This is a genomic window from Lacihabitans sp. CCS-44 (assembly GCF_024343735.1).
In the GTDB taxonomy this organism is placed as follows: domain Bacteria; phylum Bacteroidota; class Bacteroidia; order Cytophagales; family Spirosomataceae; genus Leadbetterella.
Window position 1 is genome coordinate 13,330 of sequence record NZ_RJUE01000056.1, and the last position, 20,122, is coordinate 33,451.

General features: G+C 38.8%; 20 protein-coding genes. 9 read left to right on the plus strand and 11 right to left on the minus strand.

Annotated features, from left to right (window positions below; all coding sequences use genetic code 11):
• Positions 1 to 113 precede the first annotated feature (113 nt).
• Positions 114 to 1,721 (plus strand): acyl-CoA carboxylase subunit beta, encoded by a 1,608-nt coding sequence (locus EGI26_RS11020; RefSeq protein ID WP_255078319.1) that lies wholly within the window; start codon positions 114 to 116, stop codon positions 1,719 to 1,721.
• A gap of 94 nt (positions 1,722 to 1,815) precedes the next feature.
• Here the strand turns inward: EGI26_RS11020 and EGI26_RS11025 are convergent, their stop codons facing one another.
• Positions 1,816 to 2,544, minus strand: a complete 729-nt coding sequence (locus EGI26_RS11025; RefSeq protein WP_255078320.1) for a LytTR family DNA-binding domain-containing protein — start codon at positions 2,542 to 2,544, stop codon at positions 1,816 to 1,818.
• Positions 2,519 to 4,171: a sensor histidine kinase gene (locus tag EGI26_RS11030; protein ID WP_255078321.1), complete on the minus strand. Its 1,653-nt coding sequence runs from the start codon at positions 4,169 to 4,171 to the stop codon at positions 2,519 to 2,521. Before EGI26_RS11030 ends, EGI26_RS11025 begins: the two co-directional genes overlap by 26 nt.
• Before the next feature lie 239 nt (positions 4,172 to 4,410).
• Between EGI26_RS11030 and EGI26_RS11035 the strand changes: the two genes are divergently transcribed.
• The 4 genes from EGI26_RS11035 (at position 4,411) to EGI26_RS11050 (ending at position 8,222) form a co-directional block, all read left to right on the plus strand.
• A complete protein-coding gene (locus tag EGI26_RS11035) occupies positions 4,411 to 4,695 on the plus strand; it encodes a LytTR family DNA-binding domain-containing protein (RefSeq protein WP_255078322.1) in 285 nt (94 codons plus the stop codon).
• 108 nt (positions 4,696 to 4,803) lie between these two features.
• Positions 4,804 to 6,177 carry a M28 family peptidase gene (locus tag EGI26_RS11040; protein WP_409035362.1) on the plus strand — a complete coding sequence of 458 codons (1,374 nt, stop codon included), beginning with the start codon at positions 4,804 to 4,806 and terminating at the stop codon, positions 6,175 to 6,177.
• Between the two features lie 42 nt (positions 6,178 to 6,219).
• On the plus strand, positions 6,220 to 7,344 hold the full coding sequence (locus EGI26_RS11045; protein WP_255078323.1) for a hypothetical protein: 1,125 nt from the start codon (positions 6,220 to 6,222) through the stop codon (positions 7,342 to 7,344).
• A 65-nt stretch (positions 7,345 to 7,409) separates the two neighbouring features.
• A complete protein-coding gene (locus EGI26_RS11050) occupies positions 7,410 to 8,222 on the plus strand; it encodes a ThuA domain-containing protein (protein WP_255078325.1) in 813 nt (270 codons plus the stop codon).
• Positions 8,223 to 8,327: 105 nt separating this feature from the next.
• Here the strand turns inward: EGI26_RS11050 and pckA are convergent, their stop codons facing one another.
• Positions 8,328 to 9,917, minus strand: coding sequence for a phosphoenolpyruvate carboxykinase (ATP) (pckA, locus tag EGI26_RS11055; protein ID WP_255078327.1), 1,590 nt, complete (start codon positions 9,915 to 9,917; stop codon positions 8,328 to 8,330).
• Positions 9,918 to 10,213: 296 nt separating this feature from the next.
• Here pckA and EGI26_RS11060 point away from each other — a divergent pair, with 296 nt between their 5' ends.
• Both EGI26_RS11060 and EGI26_RS11065 read left to right on the plus strand, forming a co-directional pair.
• The gene (locus EGI26_RS11060) at positions 10,214 to 11,698 is read left to right on the plus strand and encodes a GH3 auxin-responsive promoter family protein (RefSeq protein WP_255078328.1); all 1,485 of its coding nucleotides are present in this window, start codon (positions 10,214 to 10,216) and stop codon (positions 11,696 to 11,698) included.
• A gap of 3 nt (positions 11,699 to 11,701) precedes the next feature.
• Entirely contained in the window at positions 11,702 to 13,081 is a 1,380-nt protein-coding gene (locus EGI26_RS11065; protein WP_255078329.1) for a hypothetical protein, read from the plus strand.
• 169 nt (positions 13,082 to 13,250) lie between these two features.
• Here EGI26_RS11065 and EGI26_RS11070 read toward each other — a convergent pair whose 3' ends face one another.
• From EGI26_RS11070 to EGI26_RS11090, 5 genes are all read right to left on the minus strand, one after another.
• Entirely contained in the window at positions 13,251 to 14,258 is a 1,008-nt protein-coding gene (locus tag EGI26_RS11070) for an alcohol dehydrogenase catalytic domain-containing protein (protein WP_255078330.1), read from the minus strand.
• A 79-nt stretch (positions 14,259 to 14,337) separates the two neighbouring features.
• Positions 14,338 to 15,036 (minus strand): hypothetical protein, encoded by a 699-nt coding sequence (locus EGI26_RS11075; RefSeq protein ID WP_255078333.1) that lies wholly within the window; start codon positions 15,034 to 15,036, stop codon positions 14,338 to 14,340.
• A 160-nt stretch (positions 15,037 to 15,196) separates the two neighbouring features.
• On the minus strand, positions 15,197 to 15,997 hold the full coding sequence (locus EGI26_RS11080; RefSeq protein WP_255078334.1) for an anti-sigma factor domain-containing protein: 801 nt from the start codon (positions 15,995 to 15,997) through the stop codon (positions 15,197 to 15,199).
• On the minus strand, positions 15,994 to 16,527 hold the full coding sequence (locus EGI26_RS11085; protein WP_255078335.1) for an RNA polymerase sigma factor: 534 nt from the start codon (positions 16,525 to 16,527) through the stop codon (positions 15,994 to 15,996). The genes EGI26_RS11080 and EGI26_RS11085 overlap by 4 nt, the downstream gene beginning before the upstream one ends.
• A 182-nt stretch (positions 16,528 to 16,709) precedes the next feature.
• Positions 16,710 to 17,270, minus strand: a complete 561-nt coding sequence (locus tag EGI26_RS11090; protein WP_255078336.1) for a fasciclin domain-containing protein — start codon at positions 17,268 to 17,270, stop codon at positions 16,710 to 16,712.
• Between the two features lie 119 nt (positions 17,271 to 17,389).
• Here EGI26_RS11090 and EGI26_RS11095 point away from each other — a divergent pair, with 119 nt between their 5' ends.
• Both EGI26_RS11095 and EGI26_RS11100 read left to right on the plus strand, forming a co-directional pair.
• Complete coding sequence (locus EGI26_RS11095; RefSeq protein WP_255078337.1) at positions 17,390 to 17,860, plus strand: hypothetical protein; 471 nt, start codon at positions 17,390 to 17,392, stop codon at positions 17,858 to 17,860.
• Positions 17,853 to 18,479, plus strand: a complete 627-nt coding sequence (locus tag EGI26_RS11100) for a hypothetical protein (RefSeq protein ID WP_255078338.1) — start codon at positions 17,853 to 17,855, stop codon at positions 18,477 to 18,479. Before EGI26_RS11095 ends, EGI26_RS11100 begins: the two co-directional genes overlap by 8 nt.
• Here EGI26_RS11100 and purU read toward each other — a convergent pair.
• The 3 genes from purU to EGI26_RS11115 are packed head-to-tail and all read right to left on the minus strand — an operon-like array spanning position 18,476 to position 20,017.
• Positions 18,476 to 19,315, minus strand: a complete 840-nt coding sequence (gene purU, locus EGI26_RS11105) for a formyltetrahydrofolate deformylase (RefSeq protein ID WP_255078340.1) — start codon at positions 19,313 to 19,315, stop codon at positions 18,476 to 18,478. The genes EGI26_RS11100 and purU overlap by 4 nt on opposite strands.
• 23 nt (positions 19,316 to 19,338) lie before the next feature.
• Positions 19,339 to 19,797, minus strand: a complete 459-nt coding sequence (locus tag EGI26_RS11110) for a DUF3368 domain-containing protein (protein ID WP_255078341.1) — start codon at positions 19,795 to 19,797, stop codon at positions 19,339 to 19,341.
• On the minus strand, positions 19,790 to 20,017 hold the full coding sequence (locus EGI26_RS11115; RefSeq protein WP_255078343.1) for a UPF0175 family protein: 228 nt from the start codon (positions 20,015 to 20,017) through the stop codon (positions 19,790 to 19,792). Before EGI26_RS11115 ends, EGI26_RS11110 begins: the two co-directional genes overlap by 8 nt.
• Between the last annotated feature and the right edge of the window lie 105 nt (positions 20,018 to 20,122).

Here is a 20,122-nt window from a genome sequence, read left to right on the forward strand (position 1 = left end):
ATATTTTTATCAGATTAAGCCAATATCCTCAGGCAAAGAGAGATATGATGCGTTTAAATAAATCTGAATTTTGAAATTATAATGGTCACCTCATCACTTTAGAAAATATTATTATGAAAGTTTTACTAGAAGAATTAAAAAAGAAAAGAGAGGCTCTAAAACTGGGTGGTGGACTAAGTAAAATCAAAAAGCACAAAGAAAAAGGGAAACTTACAGCTTGGGAAAGGATTTTTTATTTACTAGATGTTGATGCACCATACCTTGAAATTGGGATGTTTGCGGGTGAAGGAATGTACATGGAGGACGGTGGATGCCCGAACGGCGGAGCCGCATGTGTGATGGGTTATGTAAAAGGAAGACTTTGTGTGGTGGTTTCGAACGATGCTACTGTAAAAGCTGGGGCTTGGTTTCCTATTTCTGGTAAAAAAAACCTCAGAGCTCAGGAAGTTGCAATGGAAAATCGACTGCCGATTATCTATTTGGTGGATTCTGCGGGTGTTTATTTGCCTATGCAAGAAGATATTTTTCCTGACAAAGAGCACTTTGGAAGAATATTTAGGAACAATGCGAGGATGTCATCGATGGGAATTCCGCAGATAGCAGCCATAATGGGAAGCTGCGTAGCTGGAGGTGCCTATTTGCCGATTATGTCTGACTATGCATTTATTGTAGAAGGCACTGGTTCTGTATTTTTGGCTGGCCCGTACCTCGTAAAATCCTCCATAGGCGAAGATGTGGACGCTGAAACCCTAGGTGGGGCATCTACACACAGTGAAATCTCGGGGGTGACAGACAATAAATATCCCAATGATGAGGCCTGTTTGGATGCCATAAAAAATGTGATGGACAAAATGGGACATGAAACCAAAGCCGGATTTGATAGAAAAGCAACTGTTTTACCTCAATTTCCATCTGAAAAAATTCATGAAATATTACCATTGGACCGAACCAAACCATACGATTTTCACCCGATTATAGAATCAATTGTCGATAATGGCACTTTTGAGCCTTACAAAAAAGATTATGGCAAAACGATAATTTGTGGCTTGGCAAGAATTGATGGTTGGGCAGTAGGCATAGTAGCCAATCAACGTGAAATGGTGAAAGCCAAAAAGCCTGGTGGAAAACCAGAATTGCAGATGGGCGGGGTGATATACAGCGATTCCGCCGATAAAGCTGCTAGATTTATAATGAATTGTAATCAACAAAAAATTCCTTTGGTGTTTTTTCAAGATGTGACGGGCTTTATGGTTGGAAGTCGATCAGAACAAGGAGGAATCATAAAAGATGGAGCTAAAATGGTAAATGCCATGGCAAATTCGGTGGTTCCTAAATTTACTTTTATTGTGGGCAACTCGTATGGTGCAGGCAATTATGCCATGTGTGGAAAAGCATACGATCCACGGCTGATATATGCTTGGCCTACAGCACAAATGGCTGTAATGAGTGGAAATGCGGCTGGTAATACTTTACTGCAAATTCAGGAAGCTGCCCTAAAAGCAAAAGGAGTAGAAATTAATCCAGAAACCAAAAAAGAATTGCTCGACAAAATTTTAGCCCAATACAATCAGCAACTTAGCCCCTATTATGCAGCTGCACGACTATGGGTCGACGGAGTAATTGACCCGGCCGAAACCAGAAATATCATAAGCATGGGCATAGAAGCCGCCAACCACGCTCCCATAACCGAACGTTACAATGTGGGTGTGATTCAGACGTAGATTCTAAACCAAATGAATAATTTAATCTTCGACGTTGATAAGAATTGAGAATAAAATATCTAAACCAATCTTCAAAAACAAAAAATGCTAATTTTCAGGTCTTTACATTTGGCAAAAGTTCTAAAATTTCCTTTTTAATGCCTTTGGCCAAAGTGAATTTAAGATTATGACTATTTAGGTAAAGCTGGTCTTTTTCTATCCTCTCTATAAAGTTGACATTGATGATATTGGAACGATTAAGCCGAAAAAAATCGGGATAATCCAAACCTTCCAAGAGTTTTTTCATGTTCATGGACAAGGTGTGATAGTGTGTTTCAGTAGCTATATAAATATCTGTATATGACCCATTTCCTTTGATAGCCACGATGTCTGCTTTCTTTATTTTTTGGTGTGATTTATTGATAGGGAGCAAGACGAAATCCTGACCAGATGGCTTTTCTGAACGAGCGGTCTCCTTGTTTCCAATCATCAGTTTAGACTTAAAAATAAGCTCGGGTGTCCGCACTGCTTTCATCATATAATTGCAGTTGCCCAGGGAATTAATTTTTTTGAGCATGGTCTCATTCGTATCGCCGGTGATGAACATAATGGGAACACTCGAAGTTTTCCTTACCATTTCGGCAAAATCGAGCCCGTTGAGTTCGTCATATTTGAGTGTAATATCTAGCAAAATTAAATCAAACACTATGGCTTCGAAAGCAGCATGAGCTTTTGATAGTCTATCGGCCAGAACCGGCACTTCAAAGTTGGCCTCAACCAAGGCCTCCTTAAATTCCATGGCCGTAATAAGCTCATCTTCAACTATTAACACCTTTGCTTTCATTGTAGGAGCATTTAAGTTTAAACCTCAATCCATCTGCATACTCAAAACTGTATTCACCGCCCAGCTCAATAGACTTTAGCCGTATCAAACTTAGCCCAAAGGACCTTGATGTGGTGTAAAAGTCCCTTTCAAAAATTAGTAAATCGGGGTTTTGTCCGTTGTCTTTGTATTCAAAATTCAGCTCGCCGTTTTTTACAAAAAATACAAGCTCCATGGCGGGTTGAGGATTATCAAATCCGAAGGCATATTTAAAGCTATTGGTGAGCAACTCATTGAAAACAATTCCCAAATGAATGGCCAAGTCAGGGTCTAGGTGCGACCTATCGACCGACAATTTTCTGCTGATGTGTTTATCAAAAATAATTTCTGTTTTGTTCAGAATTTGCTCAAAATAATCGCCGATTCGAATATCTTTAGAATCGGTAGATTCATAAAATAATTGCTGCAACACGCTCATCACATCTATCCTACCCTGCATTTCTTCCAATGAATCCTTTACTTTGGCATCCTTCAACCTATTTCTTTGTAGGCCAATCAAACTCGAAATCAGTTGTAGATTGTTCTTAACCCGGTGACTTTGTTCTTTTATCAGAAGTTCGTTTTTCTGGCTTAGATGGAGGTATTTTCTTGCTAAACTCTGGTTTTTGCTATTCTGAAAAAATAGTAAAACTCCCAAAATCAGAAACATGGCCCCAGCAAATATCAAAACAATAAGCAGCTTTTTGTTGTCCTGCAAGATTTGTGATTGCAGTAGAAGCTCTCTCTCTTGGCTTTTGCTTAGTGCCGAAATATCAAGCGAATTTTCAATTGATGTTAACTTGCTTTCTTCCGAAATATGAATCTCATTCTGCAATTCCGTGTATTCAGCTTGTTTCTCATAAGCCTTCTCCCAGTTTTTTTCTGCTTTATATATTTCAATTTCAGCCAAATTCCTCTGCACTCTATAGGATAGAAATCGATCTTTTTTCGAATTGAGCTCAAGCGGAACGTTGCTTTCCAACAATTCCCTTGCTTTGGCAGGTTGCCCCAACCGAGCATAACACAAGGCCATAACAGCGTTTAAACCTGTATACAATCTCTCAAAACCGTATTTTTTCATATAAATTTTCGAAAGTTCCAACGACTTAAGGGCTGCGACAGGGTCTGAATCACTTAGAATATGACCTCTCATTTGATGTAAAAATGTATGCTCCACTTCTAAATCATGTTTTTTTGCGTATACCAACATTTCGTCAAAATTTCGGAGAACTTCCGAAGGTGCTTTTCTAAGAATTTTATAGTTGAAATCACAAGTAAACAGATAATTTGAAATTAATCCTTTGGCCAAATCATATTTCTTGAAAATAGCAACCGCACTATCAGAGTAGATTTTAACTTGCAAGTAATCCTTTCTGGAAGCTTCATTTTCGGCTATTCTTTGGTAAATCCTTCCATATTCAAAATATCTATTCTGTCTTTTATAGAGAGGTAATGATTTTCGATACCAGACATTCCCCGATATAAAATTCCCAATCCCCGACTCATACTTGCCCATTTCATAATATCCATCGGCCATTTTTAGGGAGTCGTTGTTGGCAATGGCCTCAGTTAGTATTTTATAGGCCAATTGCTTCTTCTCCTCCTCCATAGTAAGCTTGGTTTGGGAAAAAGAAAACTTGGCAAACAGTAGGAACAGGATTAAAAAAAAGACCCTCATAAAATGATTATTCTGTGCTAAAATAAAGACAAATATCCACCCAAGTGACTAAATATCAATATTTTTTCTACCCAATCGATTTCACAAAAAAAATAGGCGGTTTTACAAAAAAACAGAAGCGGGGTATCAGATAAAACCGTTACTTGGTGGTCTGAAAACTTCCGAGCCCGATGCTTATAAATCTAGACACAAAATCGCAGATAGACACAAGCCTTATCCTGTTTCTAAAGTCGCACGTAAACTACACTGAGTTTAATATGCTCAATAGTAAAAGCAAAATTTGCTCCTACACACTCAAAAAATACGAGCATTTGCTCCAAAATCACAATTTCAGGCGGGTACACCGCACCTATATGGTAAACATGGAGCATGTGGTGGCTATTTATCCAGCCGAAGTTTTACTTTCCAACGGAACGGTTGTTCCTGTTTCGAGAAGGCGAAGAAATAACTCCTGACTTTAGTCTAGGCACCGCCGCATCTACCAGAAAACCACAAAGGTCTACTTCTTCAACGGTTTTTTGATTTTTTAAGCTATTTTAGCTTTAACATTAACCAAAAAACCAGTGAAAAATCTAAAAACCCTAATTGGCTCTGTTCTGATTGCCATTACGTTTTCCGCGTCCATTTCTGCACAAGAAATCGTGAAAAGAGACCCTGTCATTTCGGCATTTATCACCCAGATATCGAGCGATACGCTCAGCAAATATGTAAGCAAACTTGTGAACTTTGGCACCAGAAGTACCCTCAGCAATACCACAGACCCGAAAACGGGTATTGGTGCCTCGAGAAAATGGGTCTTGGAAAAATTTCTCGAATTCTCGAAAAAATCTGATGGGCGAATGACGGCTTATCTCGACAAATGGACACTTGAACCAGACGGTCGACGCATAGATGCCAAAGTAGAAATGGAAAACGTGATGGCCGTAATGAAAGGCACCGACCAAACCGATAACCGAATATTTATGGTGAGTGGGCACATAGACAGCCGGGTAACAGATGTAATGAATCGTACATCCGAGGCTCCGGGAGCCAACGACGACGGAAGCGGCACTGTGGCCGTTATAGAATTGGCACGAGTTTTAGCCGCTTCAAAATTTCCAGCCACGGTGATTTTTACGGTTTTTAGTGGTGAAGAACAAGGCCTTTTGGGAGCAAATTATTTGGCCAAAAAAGCCAAGTCCGAAAACTGGAACTTGGTGGCTTTGCTCAACAACGACATCATGGGCAGCAACAATTCCAACGAAACGAATATCATAGACAATACACGGGTACGTGTGTTCAGCGAGGGAATTCCAGCTTTCGAAACCGACAAAAAAGTGGGTGCTATCAGACAATTTGGCTATGAAAACGACGGATATTCTCGCCAAGTGGCCAGATATGTGAAAGAAATCGGCGAGCGATATGTGGACAACCTCGAAGTGGTGATGATTTACAGAAACGACAGATTTCTTCGTGGTGGCGACCATACGCCTTTTGTAACCGAAGGTTTTGCGGCCGTGAGAATGTCAGAAATGAACGAGAATTTCCTGCACCAACACCAAGACCTCAGAACAGAAAACGGTGTAGAATATGGCGACTTAGCCAAATTTATGGACTTTGAATATTTGAGAAAAAATGTGGCCGTAAACTTGGCAACCTTGGCCAATTTGGCCTCCGCTCCTGCCGTACCCGAAGACGTAATGATAGACGTTCAAGGTCTCGGAAATGCCACCAACCTGCATTGGTCAGCCCCGAAACAAGGCAAAGCAGCAGGATACTATGTATTGATACGTGAAACACACCAGTCGTTTTGGCAAAAGAAATTTTACACCGAAAACCTCGAACTCAAACTACCCTACTCCAAAGACAATTACATATTTGCGGTACAAGCTGTGGGTGTAAAGGGACATGAAAGTTTGCCGGTGTTGCCTAGGGTGAATGCTGCTAGGAGGAATTGAGGTATAATTGGCTTTGGTGAATTTTTTGTTTAATTTGGCATTATGGAAAATAAGAAAAAAAGGTCTGAGGTTTCATTGAAAAGGATGGATAAAAGAGCCTTTTGGCTTGGAATAGCTGCTTTGGCGGGAATTTTAGGATTACCATATTTAGTTACTCAATGCACCCTTGGATACTCCTTAGAAGTTAATGCTGCCAATGAGATTGGTGATGCTCTAGGCGGAATTTTAGGGCCTTTTATAGGCTTAATCAGTTCAATTTTAGTGTATTTGGCTCTCAGGGAACAAATTAAGGCTAATAATTTAATTCAAGAGCAGTTTGAAAAGGAAAAAGTTGAACGAGAAGAAAGATTAATTTTTGAAGAAGTAATAAGTGACCTTAAGCTTTCAATAAATGAATTGGAAATTCTTCAACAAAAATCAAATACTAATTTTAATGTTAATCAGGAAGTAACTCTCCAAAACATCATACAAAACCTGTTTTACGAAAGGAATATCTTTAAAATATCAAAAACCACAATTTCCGATTTTTATAATACACTCTTTAGAATAGTTGATAACGTTGAAATATTTCTTGAAAATGTAAATAATGAACGTACGTTACAGAAAATCGTTTTTATTAAAATCAAGAAGATCTCGGAATTTTTAAAAAAGACTGATTTGAAAATTTTAGACAATTATCATAAAGCTGATACTAATAAGACTGATTTACTAATCCTAAGCTCAAGTAAACTACTTGAGTTTTATTATCGTTTTTCTAAATCAGAATACCAAATCAGGTCAATATTTATTGACTCAAGAGACTTGGATTTAATTGACCTAAAAGATAGAGTAAACTGGCTTTCAGGAGTTTTAGATGACTTAAAAACAAATATTGAATTTGAAAGAAAGTTTCAAGAGCAAACAAAGCAATTAAACGCCACAAATATGAGTATAACCAAAATGCCTCCTCTGCCACATCAGTATGAAAGTGTTTACGGACATAAAAACCGACTAGAAAAAGAATGGAAAAATTTAGAAGAAAATTATGAAGCGTTCATAAATGATTTAGCGAAAAAAAATACTTATCATATGCATAATATCAAATCCAGACATTTGGAGTTGGCAAAAAGCAATTGGGGTCCTGGGTTTACTTATGTTACTCAATCTGAAAACAATCCTCCAAACTAAAGACTTTAATACCTATAAATTTATAATAAATTTACCTCTAAATGCCTTATTATAAAACCAATACGATGAAAATACTTGTCACTTTTCTCTTATTGTTACTTAATTTTTACGCCACCACTGCCCAAAAACCCAAACCCTTCAAAGCGATAGCTTTTTATACGGCCAAAAACGATCAGGCACATATCAGTTTTGTGCATGAGGCCAATCAGTGGTTTCCTGAGGTGGCGGCAAAGAATAACTTCACTTATGATTCTACCGACAATTGGGCTAACTTGAATGACGAGTTTCTGGCTAAATATCAGCTCGTTATATTTTTAGACACACGCCCAGAAGATGCGAATCAGAGAAAGGCTTTTCAAAAATATATGGAAAATGGCGGTGCTTGGTTGGGCTTTCATTTTGCGGGTTTTGCACTCAACAACTCCAAGTTTAACCAAGATTGGGACTGGTATCACAACGATTTCCTAGGTTCAGGCCAATACAAAAGCAACACTTGGCGACCCACTTCGGCCATTCTGAAAATAGAAGACCGAAAACACCCCATAGCCAAAGACTTGCCCGAAACCTTCAAGTCTTCCCCCAACGAATGGTACAGATGGCAGCACGATTTGCGAAAAAACAAGGACATAAAAGTGCTACTTTCTATAGACCCAAGCAGTTTTCCGCTCGGCACTGGTCCCAAAGCACACGAAATATGGCACAGCGGCGACTATCCGGTAGTCTGGACCAACACCAAATACAAAATGCTCTACGTAAACATGGGCCACAACGACATAGACTACGAAAACAAAACCAACAAAGAACTGTCATTTCAGTTTCAGAACGAAACACAGAATCAAATGATTATCAATGCTTTCAGGTGGTTGGGAACGGAATGAATATCTAATTTATAATTTGTCGCACGGAACTACACTGAATCACACAGAAATATTACTCCGAAAAAATTTTTCGTGAAATTCAGTGTTATCTGTTCGATATAAACATCAAACTTTCGGCCCAGCTGCAATAATTGCCTCCGAACTTCCTTCTTCAAATTTCTTGAAGTTTTCAACAAATAAGCCTGCCAAATGCTTGGCTTGAGCTTCGTAAGCAGCCTTATCAGCCCAAGTATTTGATGGAATCAGCAGCTCAGAAGGTACTTCTGGACAAGAAGTTGGTATTTCAAATCCAAATCGTTCGTCCTTTTTCGTTTCCACATTTTCCAAAGCTCCACTATGAATGGCATGGATGATGGCACGCGTATATTTTAGTTTTATCCTACTTCCTACTCCATAAGCCCCACCAATCCAACCCGTATTCACCAACCAAACTTTGGTATCGTGTTTTTTGATTTTTTCGGCTAAAAGCTCCGCATATTTGCTTGGATGCCAAACCATAAATGCCGCACCAAAACAAGCCGAAAACGTCGCCTGAGGCTCAGTTACACCCATTTCAGTACCCGCCACTTTGGCCGTATAACCACTTATAAAATGGTACATACTCTGTTCCGGACTCAGTTTTGACACAGGCGGCAACACACCATAAGCGTCTGCCGTCAAGAAAATTATATGATTCGGATGTCCACCAATACATGGAATCTGAGCGTTCGGAATGTACTCGATAGGATATGCAGCTCGTGTGTTTTCGGTAATACTGGCATCGGTATAATCCACTTCGGAAGTTACCGGATTGAGTACCACATTTTCTAAAACTGTCCCAAACTTGATGGCATTGAAAATCTCAGGCTCTTTTTCTGCCGAGAGGTCAATGGCTTTGGCATAGCAACCGCCCTCGATGTTAAACACGCCGTCGTCAGACCAACAATGCTCATCATCTCCAATCAGTTTTCGGTCAGGATCGGCAGAGAGTGTAGTTTTTCCCGTACCGCTAAGTCCAAAGAAAAGCGAAACATCGGCATTATCAGCACCCATATTTGCCGAGCAATGCATGCTCATAATACCTTTCTTGGGCATAATATAGTTCATAACTGTAAATACGCCCTTTTTCATTTCTCCGGCATATTCAGTACCGAGAATTACAAACTCTTTTCGCTCAAAACACAAATCGACACTGGTGCGGGAATTCATGTGCGAGGTAAAGGTATTGGCTGGAAACTCGCCGCCATTATAAATCACGTAGTCGGGCTTTCCAAAAGTGGCCAATTGCTCCTGTGTAGGTCTGATGAGCATATTGTGCATAAAAAGTGCGTGATAAGGACGAGTGCAAATCACACGTACTTTTATCTGATATTTAGGATCCCAGCCCGCAAAACCATCCATTACATAAATTCTGGTTCTGGTATTGAAATAATCGATGGCCCGCTGCCGATTGATATCAAAAGTGTGTTCATCCATTTTAATATTCACGTTGCCCCACCAAATGTCATTCACACTTTCAGGACGTTCAATGATACGTTTATCTTTAGGACTACGACCTGTTTTAGAACCCGACTTCAAGGATAAAGCACCCGAGCTCGTAATCTCAGCCTCAAGCTCGTATTTTATGGCCAAGGCATACAATTTTGCAGGTGCCGCATTTCTGATAACTTCTTTGGGGTTTATACCGTACTCTAATAAATTAAATGTTTCTGCCATGAGAATACTTTTTTTTACAAATTTATTTCTAATAGCAATAATATACTATGACAAACTACATTGTTTATAAAAAAAGGGAGAATTTGTATTATTGGATTGATTTTGAGAACTTTAAATTGAATTTGAATATAATAATCTATTAAATTGGACAATCTTTATGGATTTAAGAACTTAAAATATATGACCAAATTCATACTATTCTCCAAGCACTCTTGTTATTGCATTTAATTAGAATTTGACAATAAAAGCCGAAAAAATCAGTTCAAAATACTTAGTTTTGTATCAAATAACTATCTATGGGAATTCGGTCTTTTTTTAGTAAACCCCTGGCTGCTTTGGCGGCGTATCAAACCAAAAAATGGTTAGCGAATCCAGAGAAAACGCAAACCAACTGGATGCAAAAACTGGTAACTGAAGCCCAATACACGGCTTTTGGGAAGGACCATGGCTTTGGTGAAGTAAAAACTTACGAAGACTTCAAAAAGAAAGTACCCGTTAGAGACTACGAAGACCTAAAACCTTATATAGAACGAGTTGTAAAAGGAGAGTCGGATATTCTGTGGAAAGACAAACCGCTTTATTTGGCCAAAACTTCTGGCACAACCTCAGGCGTAAAGTACATTCCAATATCAAAAGAATCGATTCATAACCACATCAACTCCGCCAAAAATGCCATTTTGGCTTATGTTCATGAAACAGGTAAGGCTGATTTTTTAGACAAAAAACTCATTTTCCTGTCTGGAAGCCCAGAATTAGACAAAAAAGCGGGGATTTTAACTGGCCGACTTTCGGGTATATCCAATCACCACGTACCAGGGTATTTGAGAACCAACCAACTGCCTAGCTATGAAACCAATTGTATAGAAGACTGGGAAACCAAGCTTGACAAAATCATTGACGAAACTATTGATCAGCCCATGGGTTTGATTTCGGGCATTCCGCCGTGGGTACAAATGTATTTTGACAGAATACAAGAGCGTACTGGCAAAAAAATCAAGGACGTTTTTCCGAATTTTGAGCTGTTTATTTATGGCGGCGTAAATTTTGAACCTTACAAAGCCAAGCTTTTCGAATCATTGGGCAAAAAGATAGACTCAATAGAGCTTTATCCTGCCTCAGAGGGATTCATAGCTTATCAAGATTCCCAAAAAGAGCCTGGAATGTTATTATTGCTCGATACAGGTATTTTCTTCGAGTTTATACCAGCCGAAGAATATTTCGACGAAAACCCAACCCGACTGCATATTGGGCAGGTAGAATTAAACAAAAACTATGCATTGGTGATCAATAGTAATGCTGGTCTTTGGGGCTATTCTATTGGAGATACAGTGAAATTTGTTTCTTTGAATCCACACCGAATAGTAGTTTCGGGCAGAATAAAGCATTTTATATCGGCATTTGGCGAGCATGTGATAGGCGAAGAAGTAGAAAAAGCAATGAAACATGCTTGCCATATTCACCCAGAGGTAGAAATTGTAGAGTTTACCGTTGCACCGATGGTTGCACCAGCTGAAGGATTGCCTTATCACGAATGGTTGGTGGAATTTGCGAGACCTCCTTACAATCCCGAACAATTTGCAAGAGATTTGGACCAGAAAATGGTTGAATTGAATGTTTATTACCAAGATTTGATTGATGGTAATATACTTAGACCACTGGTCATAAAACCCTTAAAAAACAACGCATTCATAGATTATATGCGGTCGATAGGGAAACTGGGCGGTCAAAACAAAGTGCCAAGACTTGCCAACGACCGCAAGATAGCTGACGCTCTACAATAAGCTATGAAAAGAGTCTTCATGGTTTTCCTAAGTTTTTTAAGTCTAAGCCTTTGTGGACAAGAAATTTCTTTAGAACAAATAGAAACTCATAAACAAAAAGCTCTGCGATACCTTGAAAATTCACAAATAAAAACCAGAACCGAAAACAAAACTTTTGCTGGAGAATGGCCCGCCTACATGCACATGACCAATGCTTTTGTGCTGCTCGGGAAATCCGAAAAATATCGAGACTCCAACTGTTTCAACATGACTGGAGTTTTTAATGCCTTGGCGGAAGCATATTTGCAAGATACTTCGCAAGTAGAAATCAAGAACATGCTAAAAAATGCTTATCCTGAACTACTTAGCTACAGAAAAGATTCGCTTTTTAATTTTTGGAAATTGCTGCCTCCAAACAGAGATTTATCAAGAAAAACCAATAATCCCGAAGGTCTTTTAGTGAGAAGGCCAACCCATTATAAACTCAAAACGAGGTTTATCAACAACGCCGCCAATGTAGCTTTTGACAATGACGACACCTCCATGGGCAATTTGTCTCTCTATTATTATTCTAAAATATTTGGTGAAAATCAACATCAAAATGTTAGTTATGATGCTTTTGACAAATATTTAGACAGCAACCGAAAGGCCTACCATTGGCACAATTATTTGGTAAAAATACCAAGAGAAACCAGTGCTTTTTTGACCTGGCAGGGAAAAGAAAGAGAATTTAAACGCTGGAATTTTTTCAAAGCTGCCATGCACAATTTGGTATTTTATTTGCCATCAAGCATTGCGAATCCAAGGCCGTTTGTGCCTTATATTCCATGGGGAGCCAACGATATAGACGCAGTGGTGAATGCCAATATTCTAACCTACTTAGGTTCAACCCAACAATTAGAAAACTCAAAAGGCCGAAGAGGTGCCGAAAAATTGATCAATTATCAGATAAATCGTGGGCGATGGAGCAGAGCGGGCATGTATTATCCCAATAAATACCATTTTCATTATGCAGTAAGCCGAAGTATGGTGGCTGGGAAAGATAAAATAAGTGCAAATGGAAAAGCCATTCTGTCTCATTTGCTCAATACCCAATTCCCAGATGGACATTTTGAGAGCCGTAGAAAAGTGAACAAAAGAGATATTCTGCAATCGACGGTTTATGGACTTACAAGTCTATTGAACCTAAAGGAACTTGGCTATGAAGTACCCAAAGGCCGAATTGACCTTACGATGAGCTATTTGCTAAAACATCAAAACGAGGACGGCTCTTGGAATGGTGGCGTTTTCTTTTCAGGCGGAACGGTGGTTAGGAATGTTTTACACTTCAAATCAGAGGCTTACACGACAGCATTAATGGTTTTGGGGATGAATAAGTGGGCTCACTTCGGCTTCGCTCAGTGACCACACTTCGGCTTCGCTCAGTGATGAGACTTCCCTTCAACAAGCTCAGGGCGACAAGACTGTCAGGCTGAGCTTATCGAAGCCACGCTCCAATTGGTTATCAAGATTTGCTGAAATACTGCACGTCCCTTCGACAGGCTCAGAGTGACAATTCAAGAAGCTCAATGAGTCAACTATGGTCACTGAGTGAGTCGAAGTGACAATCAATCAAAACCTTACCCGCCGACATTCCTTTTACGTAAGTTTCTAATCCAGAATTCAATTCTGACAATTTTACTTTTTTCTGAATCTGTGTTTCAAATCCTTTTGAGAGCATTTTTTGGATTTTTCTGACGTCCAATATTACTTCCACGATGGACTTTTTCTGTGCTTCTTTGCTAAGCCAGTAGCCTTCAACCGTGTTTTGTTTAAATAGGATATTTTGAGGAGAAAAATCACTGGGATTTTGATCAAGTCTACCGTAAATCACCATTCTGGTATTGTCTGGCAATGCATTTAATATTTGGTACGGTATAGAGCCTCCGCCAACGGCATCGAAAAATATCACCTTTTTGTATGATTTTGCAGCTAAGTTTAATTCTTTCAGATAATCATTATTTTCAGTACAAAAGACCTTAGAAAATCCCTTTTTCAATGTTTCATCTTTGAGGTTTTCTTTGCGTATTAAACCAAAAACTGGGACATCTATTTCGTTTGCAAAATGTGTAACCATTTGTCCCAGTGCACTTCCGGCAGCAGAAAACACGATGAGGTCAGCACTCATTTTCTTTGCTTTTTTGGTAAAAGAAAGGGCAGTCAATGGATTTACAAACAACATAGAACCTTGCTCCAAACTCACACTTTTACTCAAATCCATGCATTTGTTGGCATCTGTGAGCATATATTCGGCCCATGTGCCATTGCCGGTATTGGGAGCGGTACAAGCCACGTTTTTGTTCAATAATCTGTTGGCCATAAAATCACCGCCCGACTCCACCACTACTCCACTTCCTTCCAAACCTGGCACTACAGGAAAGGGCTTTTTCAGACCATAATTGCCCGTTAAAAAGGCTAAATCTGAGGGATTGATAGGTGCAAAGGCCATCTTTACCAATACTTGACCTTTGACAGGAACTGGTTTTGGTATTTCAGATAATTCCCAATCGTTGGGGCCTTTTAGAAGAATGGCTTTCATCATGATCAAGTTTTTTATGCAATCTACAACAAAAAAAGCAGCCATAAATGACTGCTTTTTCAATAAATCCAACAATTGTATTTTATTTTACCTCAAACAAAGTATCTTCCAAACCAGAATTTACTTTTATTTCAGTCGCCTTAAGTTCAAAAGCCATCATACCCATGTCTTGTTTCAGTGAATGAGGAAATTTAACACTTCCTACTTGTTTATAATCAGCGTAATCTATCGTTATTTTCATTTTTCCCATTGGAGATTCTACTTCGTTTATCTGGCGTTTTTTTAATCCAGAAATTACTTCATAAAACTCCTCTGCTTCACCAGCAGCATTCAAAACTTTAAGTTTGTGGCATTCAACACCGTCTAGCGTTTCTTTACCCATATAAGTTAGTTTTCCCAAATCTGTCAAATAAACCACCTCTCCGATGATGTTAGACTGAGCTTCTAAACCTTTTGCGGCTTCGCCCTCAATCATCTGATCTTGGCCCATTTGGGTCATTTTACCTTTAGTTCCGTCAAAAACCGTATTGTTTACCTCACCCATTCCGTCGATTTTGACTATTGTCAGAAACTTATTAGGCATTTTTTTTCTCACTACCATACTCATGGCCTGTCCTTGCACATCCGCGGTCAGATCCATAGAGAAGTCTTTGATACCGTCAATGGCGGCTTTCCCACCGATAGATTCTAAATATTTATCAATAACCATTTTTGGCGTAGTTTCTTGAGCTTTAGTTGCTATCGAAAAGACCAAAAGTAAAGGCAAAACTAGGTTTTTCATTTATTCAAAATTTTAATTTTGACAAAGCAATGACAATTTTCCTTGACCTCCAAAAAAAATTATTTAAACAGTGATATTGGAACGTTGAAAGGCAATCTGCATACACAGAAAAACACCACTGTCCGCCGACAATGGTGTTAAGGGCTCTCACACTTTACCTCTAAACGTTCCCAATCACATACATTTCCTCTAATGTAGGTGTAGGACTTCCCCCTTGTTTTTCGAGCGTAATCGCAAACGCTGCTATATTGCCTTTGGGCACTTTCATGGCCAATATTTTATTTTCAAAATTGAGGTCAATCATACCCATATCTACAGGTTTGCCATCTACTATGCCCCATACTTGGTATTGCTTACCTTTGGGTACGGCTGGTAAATTTTCTACCATGAGTTTCATTTCCTCAGTTTCTTTGTTCCAAAAAGCCATCACTTTGCTATCAGGCGATTTTTCTACACCTTTAAGCTCCATCGGCACGTTTTTGGAGTCTTTATACAAAGCCAACAAACCTTCTGATTTGGAACTAAGTGCCTTTTCTGATTCCATTTGGGCTTTGGTAGCAGCTAACTCATTAGAAATCTCTCTTGAGTTTTGAAATGTCCAACCTAACAATAATCCAAAGACTACTGATGCTGCCACTGCAATTTTAGACCACATCGGTATCACTTTTACTTCCCTTTCTATTATTTCCTCTTGCGTTTCATTTTCCAAAACATTTCCACCTTCTTCAATCTCCTGATCAAAATTCATTTGGGCAAATATCTTAGATTTAAGTTGAGCAGATGGTTTTACTTCGTGCATTTTAGCATAAGTTTCCATCGTTTCCTCTATCGTCGTTAGTTCTGTTTTTATCTCTGGGTATATTTTCGATAAACACTCCACTTCTTGTTTTTCCTGGGGTGTAACCGAGCCAAGCACGTATGCTTCCAATATACCGGATGCTATATATTCGCTGGTATTCATATCTTAAAAATAGTTTTTAGGTCTTGAAGAGCTGTCCTTATCCTCGATTTGGCCGTTCCGAGCGGTATCTGTAAAATATCCGCCGCCTCTTCTTGCGTATAACCTTGAAAATAAACCATATCTATCAACACTTTCCTGTCTGTCTTTAGTTTATCTGTTAGTCCTTTTATATCGAAAAGCGACATTTCAGGCTGAAAACTCGCCTTTTTGTCCACTGCTCCGATAGATTCGTCAATGTCTTCAAGCCAAATGTTTTTATCCTTCCGGAATTGATCAATGGCTGTGTTGCGGGCTATGTTTACCATCCAGGTAAATAGTCGGCCTTTTGATGGGTCATAGTCGCCAATTTTTCGCCATATTTTCAAGAATGCATCTTGCAGGATATCTTCTGATTTTTCTGTGTCCTTGATTATTTTTATGATAACTCCCATCAAACTTCCCGAGTAGTTATCATACAAATATTCGAAGGCCTTTTGGCTATTTTGTTTGAGCGACCTCACCAATTCTTCTTCTGAAATTTGCGTTGTCAAAATAAAATTTGTTTAGAGGTTTTTTAAAAATACATAAAAATTAATATCAAAACACATATTGGAGGAATACTTTGATATCAAGGTCTTTTTTTTTTAACCTTACCCTCCATCCCTCTCCGCGGGAGAGGGATTTTAAAGGGTTCAGTTTTTGATTTTCAATAATTTGTGCAAAACTTAAAGAATTACATTGGCAATAGAACGGTATCTAAAGTGTGTATCACGCCGTTTGACTGATAAACATTGTAGATAGCGATATTGGCTACTCCGCCTTTTTCGTCCGTGATGGAAATGTTCATGTCGCCATTCATTTTGGCCACCAATGTTCCGCCAGAAAGCGTCTTCAGCTTCGCCATTCCGTTACCTTTTTCGATTAATTTCATCATGTCTTTTGCATCCAGTTTACCTGCCACTACATGGTAGGTTAAAACCTTCGAAAGTGTGCTTTTGTTTTCAGGTTTTAGTAGAGTTGCTACTGTTCCTGCAGGCAATTTATCAAAAGCCGAGTTTACTGGTGCAAAAACTGTAAAAGGACCTGCTCCCATCAAAGCATCTACCAATCCAGCTGCTTTTACTGCTGCCACAAGCGTGGTGTGATCTTTTGAATTTACGGCATTTTCAACGATGTTTTTCTTTGGATACATAGCTTCTCCGCCTACTGTAACTGTTCCGCTTTGTGCAAATGCCGAAGATCCCAATAATGCAAAGCCAACCGCTAATCCTAAAGTTTTAAGTAATTTTTTCATTGTTTGTTCTTTTTTAAATTTGTTTGGTTTAATTACGCCCCCCTTCAATTTTTGGATTGAAATACCCAAAACTTTTTTTATTATTGTTGGTTTTTAAATGAAATAAAACATTCATAATCATGGCTAAAGCAAGTATTGAAGTAATAGAGGCATTGAAAAAAACAGCAGACAGCATAGAAAACGGCTCTCCATATATGTGGGGACACATGGGTTCGTGTAACTGTGGAAACTTAGCTCAAGTAGTAACTCAAAGAACCAAAGCTGAAATACACGCCTATGCCATGCAAGGGCATGGTGACTGGAATGAGCAAGTAAATCACTACTGTGGTCAAACCGAAATGCCAATAGATTTGATAATTTTCGAATTGTTGACCTTCGGATTTACAACAGATGATTTAAAACATCTCGAAAAACTCTCAGACCCGAAGATATTGGAAGGCTTGGGTGACAAAAAATACACTTTGAGTCACAATCAAAAAGACGATGTAGTCGTTTACATGAAAGAATGGGCAAAAATGTTGGAAAATCAGATGATTGAAAACATTAAACTGCCTACTTTTGAAGAAGAATATAACCAAGTGTATGTATAGAATCCTATTATTGATGTTTTTGAGCCTGAATCTAGCCGCTCAGATAATTCCACCTGCCGAACCGATTGAAGAAGAACCTGCCGAAGAGCAAGAAGAAAAACCAGTCCTTTTTGAAGAACCTAAACCAGCTTGGAAACAACGTATGCATTATGGTGGCAATGTTTGGGTGCAATTTTGGGGGGCACTGTACGCTGACGTATCGCCGATGGTGGGCTATGATGTTACTGACAAAGGAACCATAATGGGTTTAGGAGCTTCATTTATATATCAAGGTTCAAGTGTATATGGTCAAAAAAACAACAACATAGCTGTTGGAGGAAGAGCATTTGTAAGGCAGAAGGTTTGGAGGCCTATATTTGCCCAAGCAGAATACGAATTTATGAATGCACCCAATACCGAAACCAACTTTTACAATTGGGAAGTAGATGGACCTGCAAGGAAATGGGGCGGCTCACCGCTTGTTGGAATAGGTTTCTACCAAGGTCGCAATGCCGAACAACGGGGAAGTTTTATATCAGTAATGTATAACATTGGTGCTCCAAGCTTTGGCTACAGAAGTATGCAAACTTTCGGTGGCAGTGGTTCTCCGTTCGTGATTCGGATTGGATATTTCTTTTAAAGAATCACCGTCCGATTCCCAAAAATAAAAACTCGATCATCCAAAACAAGTTTCAAAGCTTTTATCAGCACCATTTTTTCTACGTCTCGGCCATCACGGGCCATGTCTGCTGCTGAGTAACGATGGTCTACCTCTCTGGTATCTTGGGCAATGATCGGACCTTCGTCGAGGTGATTATTTACAAAATGTGCCGTGGCTCCGATAACTTTTACTCCACGTTCAAAAGCTTGTTTGTAAGGATTGGCTCCAATAAAGGCTGGCAAGAAAGAATGATGAATATTGACGATCTTATTCGAATATTTGGATACAAAATCTGGGGAAAGAATTCGCATATATTTAGCTAAAACCAAAAGCTCAGGATTGTATATGTCCAATGTATTCAAAACAGCGGCTTCGTGTTCTTCTCTGGTTTTTTCTTCTGCCGAAACATGGTGAAAAGGAATACCAAATTTACTTACAAAGGGCTCCAAAGTATTGTAATTACTGACTACAGCCAGTACGTTAGCATTGAGTTCTTCAAAAGCATAACGAATCAAAATTTCGGACAAACAGTGGTGTTCTTTGGTACAAAGCAACACTATATCTTTTTTCTTTTGAGTATTTAGCCTGAACTGTATTTCCTCACTGGGCACTTTCACTCGCAAATCAACTAAAACTTTCTGAGTATCGAAATCATCAGCACTCACAAATTCGGTACGCATAAAAAACCAGCCATTCGGACTTACATATTCATCCTGCCTTAAAATGTTGCATTCGTTGTTAAAAAGAACACTCGTCACATGAAAAATAAGCCCCTTCGCATCAGGACCTTCCATTAGTAAGGTGTGTTTTGCCATTTGATTTCTTGAATATTATAGTATTAACTTTCGTTGTTCAGTAAAAGGAGTTCGGCCAAAATCTTATCAGAAATTCTGAAATTTGTTTCTCCAATTTTATCAAGTATTGGTTTGATGGCCGAAATTACTCCCAATTCTTTGGCTTTGTGAATAACTCCAAGCGAACCAGTTACTTTCAAGCCCAATTTTTTAGCCAATTTCCTACCTTTTAGCTCGTCCAAAATTACCAGCGGATCATCCAATTCCTTTGCCAATGCTATTTCACTTGCTTCACCAATGTCAACCTCGGTTGAAAGAAAAACCAAATATTTTTGATCTTTTACGGAAACGATTTTAATCCAAGAAGGCAAAGTTTCGTTAAATTCAGTTGCTATTTGAGGAGTGGTAATAACAGTTTGATAAACTTTGAGAAGAATTTCTAGGTGATTTATTTTTTGAAACAAAATCAAACAACTGGTATCGGAAATTACAATATTAGGCATTGGAAATATCTGAATACAAGTCTGTCAAGGAATTGCTAAAAACAGAAACTCCATATTTGCCAATAACTTCTAAAAAAGCTCCTTTCGACAAACCCACCATTTCGGCGGCTTGTCCAGACGAAAGTTTACCTTCTTCAAATAATTTGGATGCTATTATCATCGAAAAATCATACTCTTTCAAATCTAAATCATCCGGAACTTGCAAATGTATTGTCTTCATTTTTCGTACTTCTTTCAACAAATATACATTTTTCTAAAAGAAATTTGCTGTTTGATACTTAAAACCACCTTAAACACTAAAAATATCTATTCTTTTAATAAATCG

What these genes read in the sequence shown, in the direction of transcription:
- EGI26_RS11090 (WP_255078336.1), bottom strand. Translation starts at nt 17,270, where the DNA reads ATGAAAAAATTACTTAAAACTTTAGGATTAGCGGTTGGCTTTGCATTA.
- EGI26_RS11050 (WP_255078325.1), top strand. Translation starts at nt 7,410, where the DNA reads ATGAAAATACTTGTCACTTTTCTCTTATTGTTACTTAATTTTTACGCC.
- EGI26_RS11070 (WP_255078330.1), bottom strand. Translation starts at nt 14,258, where the DNA reads ATGATGAAAGCCATTCTTCTAAAAGGCCCCAACGATTGGGAATTATCT.
- pckA (WP_255078327.1), bottom strand. Translation starts at nt 9,917, where the DNA reads ATGGCAGAAACATTTAATTTATTAGAGTACGGTATAAACCCCAAAGAA.
- EGI26_RS11115 (WP_255078343.1), bottom strand. Translation starts at nt 20,017, where the DNA reads ATGAAGACAATACATTTGCAAGTTCCGGATGATTTAGATTTGAAAGAG.
- EGI26_RS11110 (WP_255078341.1), bottom strand. Translation starts at nt 19,797, where the DNA reads ATGCCTAATATTGTAATTTCCGATACCAGTTGTTTGATTTTGTTTCAA.
- EGI26_RS11035 (WP_255078322.1), top strand. Translation starts at nt 4,411, where the DNA reads ATGCTTATAAATCTAGACACAAAATCGCAGATAGACACAAGCCTTATC.
- EGI26_RS11060 (WP_255078328.1), top strand. Translation starts at nt 10,214, where the DNA reads ATGGGAATTCGGTCTTTTTTTAGTAAACCCCTGGCTGCTTTGGCGGCG.
- purU (WP_255078340.1), bottom strand. Translation starts at nt 19,315, where the DNA reads ATGGCAAAACACACCTTACTAATGGAAGGTCCTGATGCGAAGGGGCTT.
- EGI26_RS11020 (WP_255078319.1), top strand. Translation starts at nt 114, where the DNA reads ATGAAAGTTTTACTAGAAGAATTAAAAAAGAAAAGAGAGGCTCTAAAA.
- EGI26_RS11100 (WP_255078338.1), top strand. Translation starts at nt 17,853, where the DNA reads ATGTATAGAATCCTATTATTGATGTTTTTGAGCCTGAATCTAGCCGCT.
- EGI26_RS11075 (WP_255078333.1), bottom strand. Translation starts at nt 15,036, where the DNA reads ATGAAAAACCTAGTTTTGCCTTTACTTTTGGTCTTTTCGATAGCAACT.
- EGI26_RS11095 (WP_255078337.1), top strand. Translation starts at nt 17,390, where the DNA reads ATGGCTAAAGCAAGTATTGAAGTAATAGAGGCATTGAAAAAAACAGCA.
- EGI26_RS11045 (WP_255078323.1), top strand. Translation starts at nt 6,220, where the DNA reads ATGGAAAATAAGAAAAAAAGGTCTGAGGTTTCATTGAAAAGGATGGAT.
- EGI26_RS11080 (WP_255078334.1), bottom strand. Translation starts at nt 15,997, where the DNA reads ATGAATACCAGCGAATATATAGCATCCGGTATATTGGAAGCATACGTG.
- EGI26_RS11030 (WP_255078321.1), bottom strand. Translation starts at nt 4,171, where the DNA reads ATGGAGGAGGAGAAGAAGCAATTGGCCTATAAAATACTAACTGAGGCC.
- EGI26_RS11025 (WP_255078320.1), bottom strand. Translation starts at nt 2,544, where the DNA reads ATGAAAGCAAAGGTGTTAATAGTTGAAGATGAGCTTATTACGGCCATG.
- EGI26_RS11065 (WP_255078329.1), top strand. Translation starts at nt 11,702, where the DNA reads ATGAAAAGAGTCTTCATGGTTTTCCTAAGTTTTTTAAGTCTAAGCCTT.